16 protein-coding genes and 1 pseudogene are annotated in these 16,553 nt (G+C 71.2%); 5 read left to right on the top strand and 12 right to left on the bottom strand.

Annotation, left to right across the window (positions count from 1 at the left end):
- Nucleotides 1–51: 51 nt before the first annotated feature.
- The 7 genes from AB0D04_RS09275 to AB0D04_RS09245 all read right to left on the bottom strand — a co-directional run bounded on the left by AB0D04_RS09275 (nt 52) and on the right by AB0D04_RS09245 (nt 10,726).
- The gene (locus AB0D04_RS09275; protein WP_362701171.1) at nt 52–1,335 is read right to left on the bottom strand and encodes a geranylgeranyl reductase family protein; all 1,284 of its coding nucleotides are present in this window, start codon (nt 1,333–1,335) and stop codon (nt 52–54) included.
- 390 nt (nt 1,336–1,725) lie between these two features.
- Complete coding sequence (locus AB0D04_RS09270; RefSeq protein WP_362701045.1) at nt 1,726–4,260, bottom strand: zinc ribbon domain-containing protein; 2,535 nt, start codon at nt 4,258–4,260, stop codon at nt 1,726–1,728.
- A 129-nt stretch (nt 4,261–4,389) separates the two neighbouring features.
- Complete coding sequence (locus AB0D04_RS09265) at nt 4,390–5,088, bottom strand: demethylmenaquinone methyltransferase (protein ID WP_362701043.1); 699 nt, start codon at nt 5,086–5,088, stop codon at nt 4,390–4,392.
- Between the two features lie 281 nt (nt 5,089–5,369).
- Nucleotides 5,370–6,842: an ABC transporter ATP-binding protein/permease gene (locus AB0D04_RS09260; protein WP_362701041.1), complete on the bottom strand. Its 1,473-nt coding sequence runs from the start codon at nt 6,840–6,842 to the stop codon at nt 5,370–5,372.
- Between the two features lie 224 nt (nt 6,843–7,066).
- Complete coding sequence (locus AB0D04_RS09255; RefSeq protein ID WP_362701038.1) at nt 7,067–7,618, bottom strand: hypothetical protein; 552 nt, start codon at nt 7,616–7,618, stop codon at nt 7,067–7,069.
- 25 nt (nt 7,619–7,643) lie between these two features.
- Entirely contained in the window at nt 7,644–8,843 is a 1,200-nt protein-coding gene (mqnC, locus tag AB0D04_RS09250; protein ID WP_362701169.1) for a cyclic dehypoxanthinyl futalosine synthase, read from the bottom strand.
- A 122-nt stretch (nt 8,844–8,965) separates the two neighbouring features.
- Nucleotides 8,966–10,726, bottom strand: coding sequence for a serine/threonine-protein kinase (locus tag AB0D04_RS09245; protein ID WP_362701035.1), 1,761 nt, complete (start codon nt 10,724–10,726; stop codon nt 8,966–8,968).
- Between the two features lie 430 nt (nt 10,727–11,156).
- Here AB0D04_RS09245 and AB0D04_RS09240 point away from each other — a divergent pair.
- Nucleotides 11,157–11,315, top strand: a pseudogene (locus AB0D04_RS09240) (alpha/beta hydrolase-fold protein); the annotation flags it as partial.
- A gap of 32 nt (nt 11,316–11,347) precedes the next feature.
- Here AB0D04_RS09240 and AB0D04_RS09235 read toward each other — a convergent pair.
- Nucleotides 11,348–12,238, bottom strand: a complete 891-nt coding sequence (locus AB0D04_RS09235) for a menaquinone biosynthesis protein (RefSeq protein ID WP_362701033.1) — start codon at nt 12,236–12,238, stop codon at nt 11,348–11,350.
- A gap of 249 nt (nt 12,239–12,487) precedes the next feature.
- On the opposite strand from AB0D04_RS09235, the gene AB0D04_RS09230 reads away from it, so the two are divergent.
- Nucleotides 12,488–12,691, top strand: coding sequence for a cold-shock protein (locus AB0D04_RS09230; RefSeq protein ID WP_003984261.1), 204 nt, complete (start codon nt 12,488–12,490; stop codon nt 12,689–12,691).
- Nucleotides 12,692–12,913: 222 nt separating this feature from the next.
- On the opposite strand, the gene AB0D04_RS09225 is transcribed toward AB0D04_RS09230, so the two are convergent.
- The 4 genes from AB0D04_RS09225 to AB0D04_RS09210 all read right to left on the bottom strand — a co-directional run bounded on the left by AB0D04_RS09225 (nt 12,914) and on the right by AB0D04_RS09210 (nt 15,565).
- Entirely contained in the window at nt 12,914–13,591 is a 678-nt protein-coding gene (locus AB0D04_RS09225) for an SMI1/KNR4 family protein (protein WP_362701032.1), read from the bottom strand.
- 337 nt (nt 13,592–13,928) lie between these two features.
- Entirely contained in the window at nt 13,929–14,429 is a 501-nt protein-coding gene (locus tag AB0D04_RS09220) for a hypothetical protein (protein WP_362701030.1), read from the bottom strand.
- A gap of 4 nt (nt 14,430–14,433) precedes the next feature.
- Complete coding sequence (locus tag AB0D04_RS09215; protein WP_362701028.1) at nt 14,434–14,730, bottom strand: DUF397 domain-containing protein; 297 nt, start codon at nt 14,728–14,730, stop codon at nt 14,434–14,436.
- Nucleotides 14,711–15,565, bottom strand: a complete 855-nt coding sequence (locus AB0D04_RS09210) for a helix-turn-helix transcriptional regulator (protein WP_362701026.1) — start codon at nt 15,563–15,565, stop codon at nt 14,711–14,713. Before AB0D04_RS09210 ends, AB0D04_RS09215 begins: the two co-directional genes overlap by 20 nt.
- Before the next feature lie 110 nt (nt 15,566–15,675).
- Between AB0D04_RS09210 and AB0D04_RS09205 the strand changes: the two genes are divergently transcribed.
- The 3 genes from AB0D04_RS09205 (at nt 15,676) to AB0D04_RS09195 (ending at nt 16,550) form a co-directional block, all read left to right on the top strand.
- Nucleotides 15,676–15,894, top strand: coding sequence for a hypothetical protein (locus tag AB0D04_RS09205; RefSeq protein WP_362701023.1), 219 nt, complete (start codon nt 15,676–15,678; stop codon nt 15,892–15,894).
- Nucleotides 15,895–16,203: 309 nt separating this feature from the next.
- Nucleotides 16,204–16,410: a hypothetical protein gene (locus tag AB0D04_RS09200; RefSeq protein ID WP_362701020.1), complete on the top strand. Its 207-nt coding sequence runs from the start codon at nt 16,204–16,206 to the stop codon at nt 16,408–16,410.
- Nucleotides 16,407–16,550 (top strand): hypothetical protein, encoded by a 144-nt coding sequence (locus tag AB0D04_RS09195; protein WP_362701017.1) that lies wholly within the window; start codon nt 16,407–16,409, stop codon nt 16,548–16,550. Before AB0D04_RS09200 ends, AB0D04_RS09195 begins: the two co-directional genes overlap by 4 nt.
- Nucleotides 16,551–16,553 lie beyond the last annotated feature (3 nt).

Below are 16,553 nucleotides of genomic sequence, written 5' to 3'. Positions count from 1 at the left end.
CCGCCCCTCCGTGGGGGCGGCCCTTTGCCGTACCGGGACAGTGCTGAGGCGCTACGCCTTCGGGGCCACCTTGCTCAGACCGTTGATGATCCGGTCCATCGCGTCCCCGCCCGTCGGGTCCGTCAGGTTGGCCAGCATCTTGAGGGTGAAGCGCATCAGCATGGGGTGGGTCAGGCCGCGCTGGGTGGCGATCTTCATGACCTTGGGGTTGCCGATGAGCTTCACAAAGGCGCGGCCGAGGGAGTAGTAGCCGCCGTAGGTGTCCTTGAGGATCTTGGGGTAGCGGTGCAGGGCCAGCTCGCGCTGGGCGTAGGTGGCGCGGGCCTGGGCCTGGACGATGACCTCGGCGGCGATGGCGCCGGACTCCATGGCGTACGCGATGCCCTCGCCGTTGAAGGGGTTGACCAGGCCGCCGGCGTCGCCGACCAGGAGGAGGCCCTTGGTGTAGTGGGGCTGGCGGTTGAAGGCCATGGGGAGGGCCGCGCCGCGGATCGGGCCGGTCATGTTCTCGGGGGTGTAGCCCCAGTCGGCGGGCATCGAGGCGCACCAGGCCTTGAGGATCTCGCGCCAGTCCAGTTCCCGGAAGGCGGAGCTGGAGTTGAGGATCCCCAGGCCGACGTTGCTCGTCCCGTCACCCATGCCGAAGATCCAGCCGTAGCCGGGCAGGAGACGGTCCTCGGCACCGCGGCGGTCCCAGAGTTCGAGCCAGGACTCCAGGTAGTCGTCGTCGTGCCGCGGGGAGGTGAAGTAGGTGCGGACGGCGACGCCCATCGGGCGGTCCTCGCGGCGGTGCAGACCCATGGCCAGGGAGAGGCGGGTGGAGTTGCCGTCGGCGGCCACGACGATCGGGGCGTGGAAGGTGACCGGCGTCTTCTCCTCGCCGAGCTTGGCGTGGACGCCGGTGATGTGGCCGGTGAGGTCGTTGATGATCGGCGCGCCGACGTTGCAGCGCTCGTAGAGGCGGGCGCCGGCCTTCTGGGCCTGGCGGGCCAGCTGCTCGTCGAAGTCGTCGCGCTTACGGACCAGTCCGTAGTTCGGGTACGAGGCGAGGTCCGGCCAGTCGAGCTGGAGGCGGGAGCCGCCACCGATGATGCGCAGGCCCTTGTTGCGCAGCCAGCCCGCTTCCTCCGAGATGTCGATGCCCATAGCGACCAGCTGCTTGGTGGCGCGCGGGGTGAGGCCGTCGCCGCAGACCTTCTCGCGCGGGAACGCCGTCTTCTCCAGGAGGAGGACGTCCAGACCGGACTTGGCCAGGTGGTAGGCGGTGGCCGAGCCGGCGGGCCCGGCACCCACGACGATCACGTCCGCGCTGTGCTCAGAGCGGGGTGTGGTCACGGACTCGCTCACGGACGCGGACGCGGACTCGGTCACGGGGGGTCTCCCGAAGTCGATGGGGGGCGATATCTGGATATCTGGGTGCCGGTCGGCACGGGGCAAGTGCAGTCTATGGGGGCCTTGATGATCCGAAACTGAAGGGTTGTCCCAGGAAGCCTGCGACCACGCCGCCGATGAACTCCCCGCTGCCCCCGTCACGCTGCGCGTGCGCGCGCAACGAGCGGTCGATCGCGGTGACCCGGCGGCCGGGGATGCGGCGGGCGGAGACGGTGCTCACGCCGGTGGGGAAGCGGGGCGCACTGCCTGCGGCTGGATCTTTGAGCCCCGCCCGGCTCCCCCGTGCCGTCGGGCCGGTGTGGCCCGACGGCACGGACAGGGGTGACGGACCGGCTAGTCGACGTCCACGTCGGACACCTTCCAGGTGCTCAGCGCGGTGCTGAACACCTTGTCGCTCTCCGGGTCGTAGAGCGTGTCCAGGCACTCGTAGTAGATGCCGTACTCGGTGCCGTCGGCGGCGACATATGCCTGGTCGATGGCGTGGATGGTGTTCCCCGTGTCGTTGACGTAGGTGAACTCCCAGCGTGCGCCCTCGCTGTCTTGGAAGGTGTTCCGCTTCAGCTCCGCCCGCTGGTAGTTCGTACGCTTCTTGGCGCCCTTCTCCATGCTGAGGAAGTTGTCGTACGAGGACTGCGGGGCATTGGCGATGACACCGATCCGCAGGTAGGACTCGCCGGCCGGCGCCTTGTAGTCGACCTGGGTGCCCTTGGCCGAACGCTGCCAGCCGCGCGTCACGCCGAGCGAGAAGCCGTACGGGTCGTCCTTCCGCTCGAAGCCGGCGGGGAGGCCGGCGGACGGGGAGGAAGGGGAGCCGGTCGGGGACGGGATGGCCGTCGGGGTCGCGGACGGGGTCGCGGAGGGGGCGGCGGTGGGATGGCCGCTCTTCTCCACGGCGGGCTTCTTGGCCGACTTGTGGTCGTCGGCGCCGGCCGTGTGGTTCTTGTAGTAGACCGCGCCGGCCGTGGCACCGCCGCCGATCAGGAACGCGGCGAGCGCCAGCGACACCCACTTCACGACACCGCGACGGGCCGAGCGCGGCGCATCGGGGGCGGGAGCGGGCGGCGCGTCGGCAGGGGTTTCCTCGGCGGGCGCGGGCGGTTCCGGGCTCGCGGGCGGTTCCGGACTCGCGACCGGCGCCACGGGAGGCCCGTCGAGCGCGGCCGGAGGCGTGGGCGCAGGCGCGGCCGGAGGCGTGGGCGAGGCTGCCGGTGTGGGTGGCGCGGACGGTGTGGGCGGAGCCGCCGGGGCGGGCGGCGCGGCCGGAGACGCCGCGGGAGCACCGTACGGAGCAGGCGGGACGGCCGGTGCGGCCGAGGCCGCGATCATGGACGGGCTGCCGCGGCCGACCATCATCAGCAGATACGGGACGACCAGCACCGCCCCGAAGGTCCACAGCAGCGCAACCAGCAGCGTTTCGACGCCGCCCGCGGCCAGTTCGGCGTGCCCGACGAGGCCGGCGCCGTCACCACTGCCGTACCGGCCGCCGTAGTCGCCCCCGTAATCGCCGCCGTAAGTGCCCCCGTAACCGCCGCCGGGGCCGTCACCGCTCCCGGCCTGGAACGCCGCGGACGCGCTCGCCCCCGCGGCCCACACCACCAGCACCAGCGCGACCACGACGAAGCCCGCGGCGAGCAGCTGTTCGCGCCGGTCGGCGCTGCGGCGGACGGTCAGGAAGCCGACCAGCAGGGCGCAGGCCAGGCCGCCGACGATGATGCCGAACAGCGCCCAGTCGTTGCCGAGGTGGCCCAGCTCGGAGTAGCCGATCGACCTCCGGCCGGACTCCAGGAACGGGAGGTCGGGGAGGTTCCACTCGACGTTCACCGGCGCACCCCAGGCCATCGCCAGCGCGATCGCGCCGAGGTTGGGGAGCAGCATCAGCAGGACGAACGCCCCACCGCCAGTGACGTCGTCCGCCGTGGCGAGGACGACCACGTAGGCGACCACACCGGCCACCAGGACGACGGTCAGCAGCGTGACCAGCGCGGTCCGCAGGGCCCCGATGACGACGTGCCACCCGGGCCGGACGGCGAGCCAGGCCTGTGTCTCGTCCCGCGCCAGCACCAGGCCGCTCACCACGGCCGCCAGCACGAAGGAGCACAGCAGCGCGCGCCAGGCGGACGAGGACAGCTCCAGGCCGTTGTAGGAGGGTTGGGCCAGCAGGCCGAGGGCGAGGGTGCCGACGCCGCACAGCGCCGCGATCCGCAGGGCCGACTCCAGTACGGCCGCACCTGGTCCGGCCGTACCCGGTATCGCGCCCGGTACGGCGGCCCCCGCTGCCCCGGCGGCCGCGCGGCGGGCCTTACGGGCGGCGACCGCCAGCAGCGTCACCCACAGCCCCGTGACCACCAGCGGCACCAGCGACACCGACGTCTCGCCGTTGAGCCCCGCGCCCCACTCCCCCAGGGAAGCGGCGGCGCTGCCGGACAGCGTGACGCCGCCGCCCACGCTCTGCAGCAGCAGTGCGAGGGCGCAGCGCATCCGTGTGCCCCAGTCGAGCCCGGCGCCGTTTGCGCCGTCCTCGCCGTCCGGGGAGAAGATGCCGAGCACACACGCGAGGACGAGCAGCATCAGCGTCGGCCAGGCCGCGATCTTCAGCGCCGGACGCCAGTCGCCCCGCGCCGTACGGCCGAGAAAGGCGCCGAAGGGCGATGCCGGTCCCGCCTGCTCAAGGGCTCGGGAAACGGCGGGCGCGGTGGACGGCGCCGGACCGGGCGGCGCCGCCGGGACCGGAGGCCGGGCCGGGGGCGGTGGCCCGTCCGGCGGGGGCGGTGCGGCGGCCTGCCGCTCCCGGCCGCAGCCCATGCAGAAGCGCGCCTCGGGCGGGGAAGAAGAACCACATTCCGGGCAGGAGGCGGAACGGTCGGACACATCGGGCTCCGGGAACTCAACGGGCAGCACGAACAGCTACCGCTTGCGAACGTAGGGACATGACTGTCCCCCGCATGGTTCCCGCCAATTCACGCTCTGTGAAGCGACGTTACCCAAGCGAGTCCGTGCTCAGGCGGCCGGCTTCGTCCCGCGGTGGAGCGCGACCACACCACCGGTCAGATTGCGCCAGGCGACCTTGGTCCAGCCCACGCCCTGCAGCCGGGCGGCGAGTTCGGGCTGGTTGGGCCACGTACGGATGGACTCGGCGAGATAGACGTAGGCGTCCGGGTTGCTGCTGACCGCGCGGGCGACCGGCGGCAGCGCGCGCATCAGGTACTCGGTGTAGACGGTCCGGAACGGCGCCCAGGTCGGCTCGCTGAACTCACAGATCACGACCCGGCCGCCCGGCTTGGTGACCCGGTACAGCTCGGCCAGCGCGACGTCCGTGTCCTGGATGTTGCGCAGCCCGAAGGAGATGGTGACGGCGTCGAAGACCCCGTCCGCGAACGGCAGCCGGGTCCCGTCACCTGCGGTGAACGGCAGCCAGGGGTGCCGCTTCTTCCCTTCCGCCAGCATCCCGACGGAGAAGTCGCACGGCACGACGTAGGCACCGGTCCGGGCGAATGGCAGCGACGAGGTGCCGGTACCGGCCGCGAGGTCGAGCACCCGCTCCGCGGGCCGGGCGGCCACCGCGCGGTCCACCTCTTTGCGCCACAGCCGCGCCTGCCCCAGGGAGAGCACGTCGTTGGTGAGGTCGTACCGCGCCGCCACGTCGTCGAACATCGCGGCGACTTCGTGCGGCTGCTTGTCCAGGGATGCTCGGGTCACCCGGCCATTGTCCACCGTGCGGCGACCGGCGCCCGCACCGGGCACGGCTCCGCGCCGGGAACGCTGGACGGGGACGGCCGGGATGCCCCCCTCAGAACATCCGGGCGGTCCAACGAAGCGCAGTGCATCGTGAGCGGCCGGGCGCCGACCGTCCCCGCGGTAAAGATCCTCGCCGTCCGAATCCGTCGTTCCGTTTCCGTTGACGCCACCCTGACGTGCGGCGGGGCCGCGTTGACGGTTCCCTGACGAGCACGCGCCGGCGGCTGCTCGCCGGCCCTGGCTCACCAGTCCTTGATCGCCTCCGCCGGGGACATCCGCGCCGCGCGCCGGGCCGGCAGCACCGTGCCCGCGGCCACGACAAGGACGGTGCACAGCAACAGCAGCGCCGTGGTGCCCGCCCCCGGCATCAGCACCCGCTCCGTCAGGTACGGCGCGAGCTCCCCGTTGGAGCGCGGCGCGGCCGCGCCGAGGCTGCCGAACACCGTGCCCAGCACCGCGCCCGCGACCGCCGCGACCGCGCCGACCAGCGCCATCTCCGTGATCAGCAGGGTGAGCACGGCGCGGGTGCGGAAGCCGACCGCCTTCAGAATGCCGATCTCCCGGGACCGCTGACGGGCCGGCGCCCCGGCGCCGGTCAGCGCGCCCGCGAAGGCGAGGACGGCGAGGATCGCCGGCACCGTGCCCGCCGTGCGGATCAGCTCGAGGACCGAGGCAGCGCGGTGAGCTGCTGCTGCAGGCTGATGGCCGACAGGCCCCTGGCTGTCGAGGCAGCTCTGTGCGGGGGTGCCGCTCCCGGCCGCCGCCCAGCGCACCACGGTCGCCTCGTCCACGAACGCGGCGTCGGGGTTGTCCATCTGCCGGCTCGGGTCGAACAGGCCGACGACCCGGACATGGTCCTCCGCCCCGGTGCCCTCGCCCTGCCGGACGAACCGGGTCGTATCGACGGTGATCCGCTTGCCGAGCAGGCCGCCGAGCTTGCTGCCCTGCGAGGCGGCCGGCAGCACCACTTCGCCCGCGCGCAGCGGGAAGAGGTTCTTGCGTACGGAGCGGGTGACGGGCGGGTGACGGGCGGGGCGAGCGCCGGGCGGTACGTGGTGGCGTACAGCAGCAGGGTGGTGTCGCCGGCCGAGTAGCCGAAGGAGACCTGGGCGCGGTGCTGTACGGGTGACCAGCAGCACCGCCCGGCCGTCGTCGGTCAGCTCCCGGAACAGTCCGAGCAGCAGCTTCTCGCTCTCCGTGTCGAGGTTGCCGGTCGGCTCGTCGGCGAGAATCACCTTCGGGTCGTTGACCAGCGCACGGGCCGGCGCCACCCTCCCCCACCTACGGCGGGGGACCCCCAGCTGCTCGCCGCCCGACGGCTCGCCCGGCCGGTGCCCGGCCCGCTCGGCGAGCCCGACCCGGCCCAGCAACTCCTGCGCCCTGGCCGCTCCTTCACGGGCGCGGCCGGCGTACGGCAGCGCGACATTGCGCAGCGCGGAATGCTGCGGCAGCAGGTTGTACGACTGGAAGACAAAGCCGATACGGGCCCGCCGCAGGTCGGCCCGCCGCCCGTCACCGAGCCCCGATGTGTCCTCGCCGTCGACGAAGACCTGCCCGGCGTCCGGTTCCGCCAGCAGCCCCAGCAGGTGCATCGGCGTGGATTTGCCGGACCCCGAGTGCCCGACCAGCGCGGTCACTTCCCCCGCCTGCACCGGCACATCGACGCCCCGCAGGAAATCGACCCGTCGCCCGCGCGGCGCGTAGGACTTCCGCACGCCGCAGGCGCGCAGCAATGTTCTGTTGTCCCCCCGTTGGCTCTCGCTCTTTGAACGGCCGGGCGAGGGTGGATGGTTCCGCCGTACCGTCCCCCGTAGCGCCGCTTCCCCGTGGCCCTCGTCGAGGCGGGCGCTCGACGAGTACCCGCGGGTTGACCTGGCCCTTTGACCGGTCCAGGTCACCAGCCGGAGAGCCGGGGCAGCGGCCGGTTCCGGCGTCGGCCTCAGCGCCGCCGGTACACCAGCCGCCCGGCCAGTGCCGTGGCCAGACACGCCCCGTCCGCCCCGAACACGGCGAAATGAGCCGGGCCCCCGGTGGCCAGCACCCGCGGCGCCGGGCCGGGCAGCACCACGAGCCCGGACCGCTGGACGGCCGTACGGACCGCGGGCCGGGTGAACGGCCCGGTCAGCGCCGTCGTCCCGGCCGCCAGCAGGCGCTGCAGCCCGCGCCGCGCGCTGGCGCCCCAGCGGGCCTCCGTCATGCCGAGCGCGGCAAGCGCCTCCCCCGTGATCGGCTCGCTGCCGAGCTCGTCGGCCTCGCGCGGGTCGGGGTGGTAGGCGGCCTCCAACAGCGCGGCCGCGTCCGGCTCGTAGCGCCCGGGTGTCAGGACGCCGTCCCACTCCCGTACGCGCGCCCTCGCGCCATACACCGCGAACAGCTCCTCGTACGGGCCGACGGCGGCGATCTGGGCGCCCTCGACAACGACCGCGTGCCCGGCATCCAGGCCACCGTCATGGACGAGCCGGACCCCGCGCACGCGGTGAAGTGTCAGCATCGGGAATTCAGTTGGTCCGGGCGTTTCAGTTGGCCTCGACGAGCTTCAGCTCCGGATGCGCCGTCCCGCCCTCGATGGCGGTCGAGGACAGGTGCGAGACCACCCGCTCGTCCACCGGATCGTTCGCCGGGTCGTCGTGCACGACCAGGTGCTCGTACGTCGTCGCCCGCTGCGCCGGCACCCGCTCCGCCTTGCGGATCAGGTCGATGATCTCCATCCGGTTGGAGCGGTGCTTGGCGCCCGCCGAGGAGACGACGTTCTCCTCCAGCATGATCGAGCCGAGGTCGTCGGCGCCGTAGTGCAGCGACAGCTGGCCGGCCTCCTTGCCGGTGGTCAGCCACGAGCCCTGGATGTGGGCGACGTTGTCGAGGAAGATCCGGGCGATGGCGATCATCCGCAGGTACTCGAAGAGGGTGGCCTGCGTCTGGCCCTTCAGGTGGTTGTTCTCCGGCTGGTAGGTGTACGGGATGAAGGCGCGGAAGCCGCCCGTACGGTCCTGGACGTCCCGGATCATCCGCAGATGCTCGATCCGCTCGGCGTTGGTCTCGCCCGTCCCCATCAGCATGGTGGAGGTGGACTCCACGCCCAGCTTGTGCGCCGCCTCCATGATCTCCAGCCAGCGCTCGCCGGACTCCTTCAGGGGCGCAATCGCCTTACGTGGCCGGGCGGGCAGCAGCTCCGCACCCGCGCCGGCGAAGGAGTCGAGGCCCGCGGCGTGGATGCGCGAGATCGCCTCCTCGACCGAGACGCCGGAGATCCGCGCCATGTGCTCCACCTCGGACGCACCGAGCGAGTGGATCACCAGCTGCGGGAAGGCCTCCTTGATGGCCGAGAAGTGCTTCTCGTAGTACTCGACGCCGTAGTCCGGGTGGTGCCCGCCCTGGAACATGATCTGGGTGCCGCCCAGTTCGACGGTCTCCGCGCAGCGCCGCAGGATGTCGTCCAGATCCCGCGTCCAGCCCTTCGCGGTGTCCTTGGGCGCGGCGTAGAACGCGCAGAACTTGCAGGCCGTTACGCACACATTGGTGTAGTTGATGTTGCGCTCGATGATGTACGTCGCGATGTGCTCGGTACCGGCGTAGCGGCGGCGGCGTACGGCGTCGGCGGCCCGGCCCAGCGCGTGCAGCGGCGCGGAGCGGTAGAGGTCGAGCGCCTCCTCCGGTGTGATGCGGCCGCCCTGCGCGGCGCGGTCGAGTACGGACTGGAGGTCGGCGTTCTCGGTCACCGGGGCGTCCCTTTCGGAGGCGGGCATAACGACCGAACCAGCGTACGTCAGGGGTCCGACAGCCTCGGCCGCCGGTCCGCCGTCGTGCCGGGCCGGCTGCCGGCCGGCGCGGGGTGGGCGGCTCAGCGCTTGGTGAGCGTCGACGTCGGGATGCCGCCCGCCTCGTCGTCCGAGGTGAAGGCGATCCTTCCGTCCTTTCCGAGCGTGTAGGTCACCTCGGAGGTGCTCCCCGTACAGCCGGGCCCCTGCTTGCCGTCCGGCCGCTCCCGCAGGACCAGCTTGTCACGGGTGGCCGACACCAGCTTCGCCTTGGCCTCGCACCGCACCACCACCACGTCATACGTGGTGTGGATGACGTAATCCCCCCTGCCGCCCTGCTTGATCACGCTGGTCATCGAGCCGTTCCAGCCGCGCCGCGTCGTCACGCTGCCGGTCCAGGTACCGAGAAAGCCCTTGGCGACGGAGGCCTCGGGGGCCGTGTCGCCGGGCGAGAACGTGTCGTCGCCGACGGGCGGCTTGGCCCCGGCCGCGTCCCGGTCGCCGGTCCCGCCCGGCAGCAGGTTGAAGACAAAGGCCGCTGTCGTCACGGCGGCCAGCGCACCGGCCACCGACAGCACCAGCGTGCAGCTCACCCGGCGCGGCCGGTCCTTGCCGCCGACCGCCCCGCTCAGCGCGATCCGCCGCTCCTTGGGGGCGGAATCCGCCGTCGGGGCATCGGCGACCGCCGCTCCGGCGACCGGCCAGGGCGCCGGCTGCGGACCGGGCTGCGGGGTGGGGCCGCCTCCTGGAGTCGGGGTGGGCCGGCCGACGGGCCCGGACGCCTCCCGCTCGAACGGCACCAGCCCGGAGGGCTGTCCGGCCCCGTTCGAGGCTTCCGCCCCCGCGACGTGCGGAGCAAGCGCTCCCGCCCCGTACGACGGATCCGGCGGCCCGAACGCCCCGCCGGGCGCGGCCTCCGCCGCCCCGGACGGCGCCCCCGCCTCCAGATTCAGCAGCTCCACCGCCCGCCGGCTGACCTGCTCCACCACGGCCCCCGGCAGCCACCCGGCACCCACCAGCCCCGCGGCCCCGCCGCTCCCCTCCCCCGCAAGCCGCGCCGCGAGCTCGGCCGGACCGGGGCGACCCGCAGGATCCTTGGACAGACAGGAGGCCACCAGCTCCCGGACCTCGCCCACGAGTTGCGGCCCCAGCTCCGGCTCCTCGTGCACCACCTTGTAGAGCAGCGCCGCCGACGAGTCCCCCGAGAACGGGCTCACCCCCGTCGCCGCATACGCCAGCACCGCCCCCAGCGAGAAGACATCGGCGGCCCCCGCCGCCCCCTTCCCCACGATCTGCTCGGGCGCCATATAGCCCGGCGACCCCACGGACACCCCGGTCGAGGTCAGCGAGGCCGTCCCCGCCGTGGCCCGCGCGATCCCGAAGTCGATCAGCACCGGCCCGTCCAGCGTCAGCAGCACATTGGACGGCTTGACGTCCCGGTGGACCAGCCCGAGCGCATGGACGGCGGCCAGCGCCTCGGCCAGCCCCGCCCCCAGGGCCCGTACGGAGTGCTCGGCCAGCGGCCCGACATCGGCGACGGCCTGGGCGAGCGAAGGGCCCGCGACATATCCGGTGGCGATCCAGGGAACGGACGCGTCCGGGTCGGCATCCAGGACGGGCGCGGTCCAGGCGCCGCCCACCCGCCGCGCGGACTCGATCTCGCGCCGGAAGCGGGCCCGGAACTGGTCATCGGCCGCGAGCTGCGCATGGACGACCTTCACCGCAACCGTACGGCCGCCCTCGCTGCGCCCCAGATAGACCCGCCCCATGCCGCCGGCTCCGAGCCGGCCGAGCAGCCGGTACCCGCCCAGGATCCGTGGGTCGTCGACTGCCAGCGGCTCCATGGCTTCCCTCCCCCTCGTACGGCGCACTTCAGCTTATGGCCCATGGCATGCGCAGCCCCCGGAAACCCCGATTCCACTTTCCGCATCAAACAGGGTGCAAGCCAGCAACTCGCCCCATCCTGCCCCGCGGCAGATTGACCGTCCGGAGTACGTCCGTGCCCCCCGCAGAAAACGGCCGCTCCTCATAGGCGCCGCCGTCCTGGCCCTGATCCCCGGCGCCGCCGCCCCCGCCCTGATGCACCACTTCGGCGTCTTCTTGGACAACTTCTCCGACAACGGCGAGCCCCTGTCCTTCGACCGCCCGGCGGCCGGCGGCCGGCTCCGCGGATTCCGCTCCCACCGCCCCCTCCGTACGCCTGCCCACCGGCCCCCGGGCCGCATTCCGTACGGCCAACACCCTCGCCGACGGCACCAAGGTCGACGTCACCACCTGGTCAGGGCCAACTTCCGGACGTTCACCACCCGCGACGGCTGGGCCTTCATGGGCTCCTCGTCCGGCGGGTTCGCCGGCCTCAAGCAGGTCCTCCACCACCCGGACCGCTTCAAGGCAGTCATCGCCTCCGGCCCGGACACCCGACCGGACTCCCCCCGCGGGCCCGGCCATGACCCATCGGACAGGCCCTAGCTGCCCAGCAGATCCACCTTCACATCGGCCGGGAACCCGGTCGTCGGCCCGACCCGCCGCGCGAATTCCGTGACGCCGCGCAGCTGCTCGGCCCCGAACCGGAAATCCAGCGTCGTGAAATACCGCTCCAGCACCGGCTCGTCGAACCGCTCCCAGCGGGCCGCCTGCTCCGCGACCTTGCCGACTTCCTCCAGCGACAGATCGCGGGAGGCCAGAAACGCCTCGTGCACCTTCTCCACGACCAGCGGCTCGCGCTCCAGATACTCGCGCCGGGTCGCCCATACGGCGAAGACGAACGGCAGCCCCGTCCAGTCCTTCCACATCTGCCCGAGGTCGTGGACCTCCAGGCCGAGCCGGGGCCCGTCGTGCAGATTGGCGCGCAGCGCGGCGTCGCCGATCAGCACCGCGGCATCCGCATCCTGCATCATCAGCCCGAGGTCCGGCGGGCAGCTGTAGTACTCCGGCTGCACCCCGATCTTCTCGGCGAGCAGCAGCTGGGCCAGCCGTACGGAGGTCCGCGAGGTCGAGCCGAGGGCGACGCGGGCACCGTCCAGCTTCTCCAGCGGCTTCTGCGAGACGATCACGCAGGACATCACGGGCCCGTCGCACCCGACGGCAAGATCGGGGAACGCGACAAGATCGTCAGCGGCCCGCAGAAACTCCACCAGCGTCACCGGCGCGATGTCGAGCTCCCCGCGGACCAGCTGCTCGCTGAGCTTCTCCGGGGTGTCCTTGGTGAGGTCCAGGTCGAGCAGGGTGCCCGTACGGGCGAGGCCCCAGTAGAGGGGCAGGCAGTTCAGGAACTGGATGTGGCCCACCCGCGGCCTGGCGCGACGGTAGTCGGCCGGCGCCCCTGCGGGTGCGTCTCCAAAGGTTGAATTGTCCACATGCGGAGGCTAGACCTGCGGTCCCCGGGGCAGCGCGGCGGGTCCGCGTATGGCTCCCGCACCGTTCGGCTAAACGTGATCTTTGGCTCTTCCACCTCACGAGCGCACCATGCTACGCTCAGCGCAAGTTGCAGTTTGGTTTCCCTTGCAGTACAGAGCCTGCGGAGCATGTGACCCGCAGGCTTTTGTAGTTTTCAGACTTGTTTGCAGGTTCTGGAGCAGGGCAACCCTTTGGCCCAAGGAGGGCTTATGGCTACCGGAACCGTCAAGTGGTTCAACGCTGAAAAGGGCTTCGGCTTCATCGCCCAGGACGGCGGCGGCCCGGATGTCTTCGTCCACTACTCGGCGATCAACGCCTCTGGTTTCCGCTCCCTCGAGGAGAACCAGCAGGTGAACTTCGACGTCACGCAGGGTCCGAAGGGCCCGCAGGCGGAGAACGTTACGCCGGTCTAAGTTGCCCGGTCCGACCTTTAGGTCGACTTAGCAGTACCCAAGGAGCCCTGCTCCTCACTTCGGTGAGGAACGGGGCTCCTGCCTTTTGTGCGCGGCGCGGCGTCGGCGTGAAGGGCAGCTACATGAATTCCTGCCACCGACTCGTTGAACAATGCCGAGCAACGGGATATCGGGGAGCACGGCGGCGGAATTCCCCGGGAGCCCCACGCACTCTCCGGACAGTCACTTGTCGGAGGTCGGCCGGAAGCGTGGCGGCAGTTCGGCCGTCTCGTCCCAGGCCTGGCGCTCCGCACGCTCGAGCCAGTCCAGGTACCACTCCGCGAAGGACACGTGCCCCGATTTGCCGCGCAGTTCGATCGGCACCACGCCCTCGCCGACGGACGACACGTCCTCCCACACGGTGCCCCGATGGGGACCCGTGACCACGAGAACGAAGTAGTACGAGCAGCCGCGGTGGCTGAGGCAGAGGGTGCCCTCGGTCAGGGCGCCGCACAGCTCGTCGTAGCGGGCCTCCCAGACGGCGTACGCGGCGGTGAAGGCATCGTCGTCCGGGTAGTCGGCCTGCTGGGGCTCCGCGTAGCACTGGTGCTCGTCGAGCTCGGCTGTGAGCTCGGGGCGGAAGGGCAGCGCGCAGTGGCCGGTGCTGGGCGGGGCGTCGGGCTCGGGCGGCTTTATCGGGAACAGCCCGTAGCCGGGGCCCGCGCCGCCCGCGCCCACCTCCAGGAGGAACATGCGGTACTCATCGGGCAGTTCGATTCCGAGCCACCGCTCCGCCGCCCGCAGCTGCTCCTCGGTGAGAACGGGCCGCAGCTCGAAGCGGTGGCCGCTGTTGGCCCATTCGGCGCCGAACACCGCCCACCATCGCGGCGCCCTCCGCAGCGCGAGCACACGCTCACGCACCCCTGCCCAAGTCCCGCCCATCGTTCCCCCTCCGGAATCTCGCGCCGTCACCTTGCGCAGCGGGGTCCGGCCCCCGGCCGCGAACCCTGATCGGGCCAGGTCCGAGGGGTCGGGGGCACCCATCGGACACTGCCTGGCGGTAGTAGGTCCGGGTGGCCAGGCCGGTCGGTGCGCCATCGGCGAGTTCGAGGTCCAAAGCCGCCGTGCCTTCGGGTGTGAAGCGGAGGCCGGGGCGTCGGGTGTCGTCGTTGTGGCCGGTCAAGTTGCTGGTCAAGGCCGTCCTCCCCCGTCAGGTCCTGATGTTCACGACCGTAGCAAGGGGGACTGACAAGGGGACTCAGGCGACGTTGTCCAGCTCCGCCTGCAGGGCTCTGGCCTCGGCGTACAGGCGGTCGACGGCCACCTCGTCACAGCAGATCTGCAGCCCCAGGGCCAGCGGGTTGAGCGCCCCGGAAAACTTGAAGTACGACTGGTAGTTCAAGCCCGGCCGGAGCCCGTCGGTCGCCTCTCGGAAGACGGACAAAGCGGCGAGATGCGTGCGCTTCGGTGGCTTCGAGGCCATCGCTCTCGTGTCGGGCTCCGAATAGTCGAGCTCCCGGTCGTAGGGCTCGGCCGATGTCGGCATGTCCAGCATGGCCTGGGCGAATTCCCTGACGTGCGCGACGTCGTCGAGTGGCAGGACCTCCGTGAGGAGGGGATGGCTGGCCAGCAGCAGCCATCGCCGCCCGGTCTCGCTCGGCTCGTAAGCCACCGCAAGGGCCGATGGGTGCTCCGTCGACGGGTCGTCGTTCCACCCGTAGGTGAAGACTTCCTCGTAATCCGTGGGAAAGCCGGCCACTGCTCTAGGCCTGGAACGCGTTGCCCTTGACCGCCGCGACGAAGCGGGTCCAGACGGCGGCCGGGATGATGACGGTCGGGCCGTGGGGGACCGTCTTGGTGTCGCGGACGGGGACGAGGCCGGGGAGGTTGTCGGCAACCGAGATGCAGTTGCCGCCGGAGCCGTTGCTGTGGCTGCTCTTGCGCCAGCGGGCAGCACCGGGGAAGTCCTTAGCAACCTCGATGCAGTTACCGCCGTCGCCATTGCTGTAGGTGCTCTTGCACCAAGCGGCGGCACTCAAGTCAATGTGGCTGCTTGCCATTTCGGTAATCCTCTGCCGCTGCCTCGATCATGGCCAGGGACGCCTCAGGCGGCAGTGCGGCGGCCCTGAGCCGATCGTATGCCTTGCGGTAGTTCTTCACGAGCGCCGGATCGTCGATGGTGGCGCCGCTGTACGCGGACTCCGTGTAGACCAGGGGCGGGGCGTCGGGGAAGGTCATCGCCATGATCGTGCCGAGCATCAGAGGATACGGCCCGCTATTCCACGGAACGATCTGCGTAACGATCCGGCGGCGCCGTGCCAGCTGCACGATGTGGTCGAGCTGTTCGGCCATTTCCTCCGGCGGGAGGACGGGATGGCGCAGCAACGACTCGTGCAGGATCGCCCAGTACTCCGGCTTCTTGTGGTCGTCCTCGAAGAGACGCGACCGTGCCAGCCGTGCGTTGATCTTCTCCTCCACCTCCTTGTCGGAGGCGCTCGGATGCGCCGCCAGAACCATCACCCGCGCGAATGCCGCAGTCTGCAGCAGTCCGGGGATGATGGTGGGGCACCACTCCTCGATCGACTCCGCGTGCTTCTCCGCCTCCAGGACCTTCTCGAAGTACCTGGCATGGCCGGCCATCCGCGCCTTCCGCACATCCTCACAGCGCCGCTCGAAGAACCCGTCGGTCTTCAGCACACGGTCCACATGGACGGCCATGTCCAACGGCATGCGCCGCTGTCCGCGTTCGATCTCGCTGAGGTAGCTCGGCGAGTAGTAGATGCCGTCGACGGTCGCCTGGAGGGTGAGGCCAACCTTCTCCCGCTTCCAGCGCAACTCGGAGCCGTAGAAGGCGGGGACACTCGCTGATCCGTCAACGTCCTTGCGTGCGGGCATTTTTCACCGTTCCACGGTTCTCGTGCCGTAAGGGAAATCCCTTCCAAGCTACGCCGCACCGCGGCACTCTGTGAGCAGTTCGTCACGATGCGCACAGGGAGAGAAGGCCCATGCTCAACCACGGCTACAACGAGATCGACGACGTGGACGACTGCACCGAGGCCCTCCGGGTCGCCCTCGCGGCCAACGGCATCACGCTGCCGTCGCTCGGGGTCGAGCTGCCGGCCTACGCGGGCAACTACCGCATCTCGCTCATCGTGCTCGGGAACTGCAATACCGCTACGGCCCGCATGCTGACGGATGCGCTCCGTAAGGCCGCCGCGCAATGACAGGCCCCGTGCCACCTCCCCCACAGAGGTGACACGGGGGTTCCAGTCTGACGCGCCAAGCGCCCCGGCTCCAGAGGAGGGGCCGCCTTGTTTCGTACGACATCCGGAAACACCCCCGCGGCCGTGCGACCGGCCCAGGGGCATGGCCATCAACCCCTCAGGAGGCTGACACGCATGACCGAGCTTATCCGAAGAATGTTGCTGATGGTGCTGGGTTGGTTACTTCCGGCACGCGGGCAGCATCGCGTGGCAGGCGGGAGCAGTACCGCCTGCACCGGGCCGCGCCATCCCGCTCCCTCCGTGCCGCCGGTGCGCCGGTTCCGCCGTCCCGCCGAGGTCCCGCTGCGGGGCGAGGACAGCTGCCTGATCAGGCCGTATCTGCTGACGGACGAGGAGTGGCAGCTGCGCCGCAAAGAGCGCGCACAGCGGCATCGGCGGTGGGACCTCTGGCTCGCCACGCACGGCATCGACAGCGGGCCGCACTGGATCCACGGGGTGGCGGTGGCGGAGCGATGAACAGGCAGCGGGACCCGAAAGACCGGAAGGACCGGGGGAACCAGGGGGACCAGAAGGGCCAGGACGCCAAACGCGATGAGCTGGAGGAGAGCGTGCGGCGGCTGAACCGGTGGTCCTCGGGCGGCGGCGGGCGGCGGTGAAGG

Source organism: Streptomyces sp. NPDC048483, from assembly GCF_040651455.1.
Taxonomy (GTDB): Bacteria; Actinomycetota; Actinomycetes; order Streptomycetales; family Streptomycetaceae; genus Streptomyces.
The sequence above is the reverse complement of the archived record's forward strand: the minus strand, read 5'-3'. Positions and strand labels throughout refer to the sequence as shown.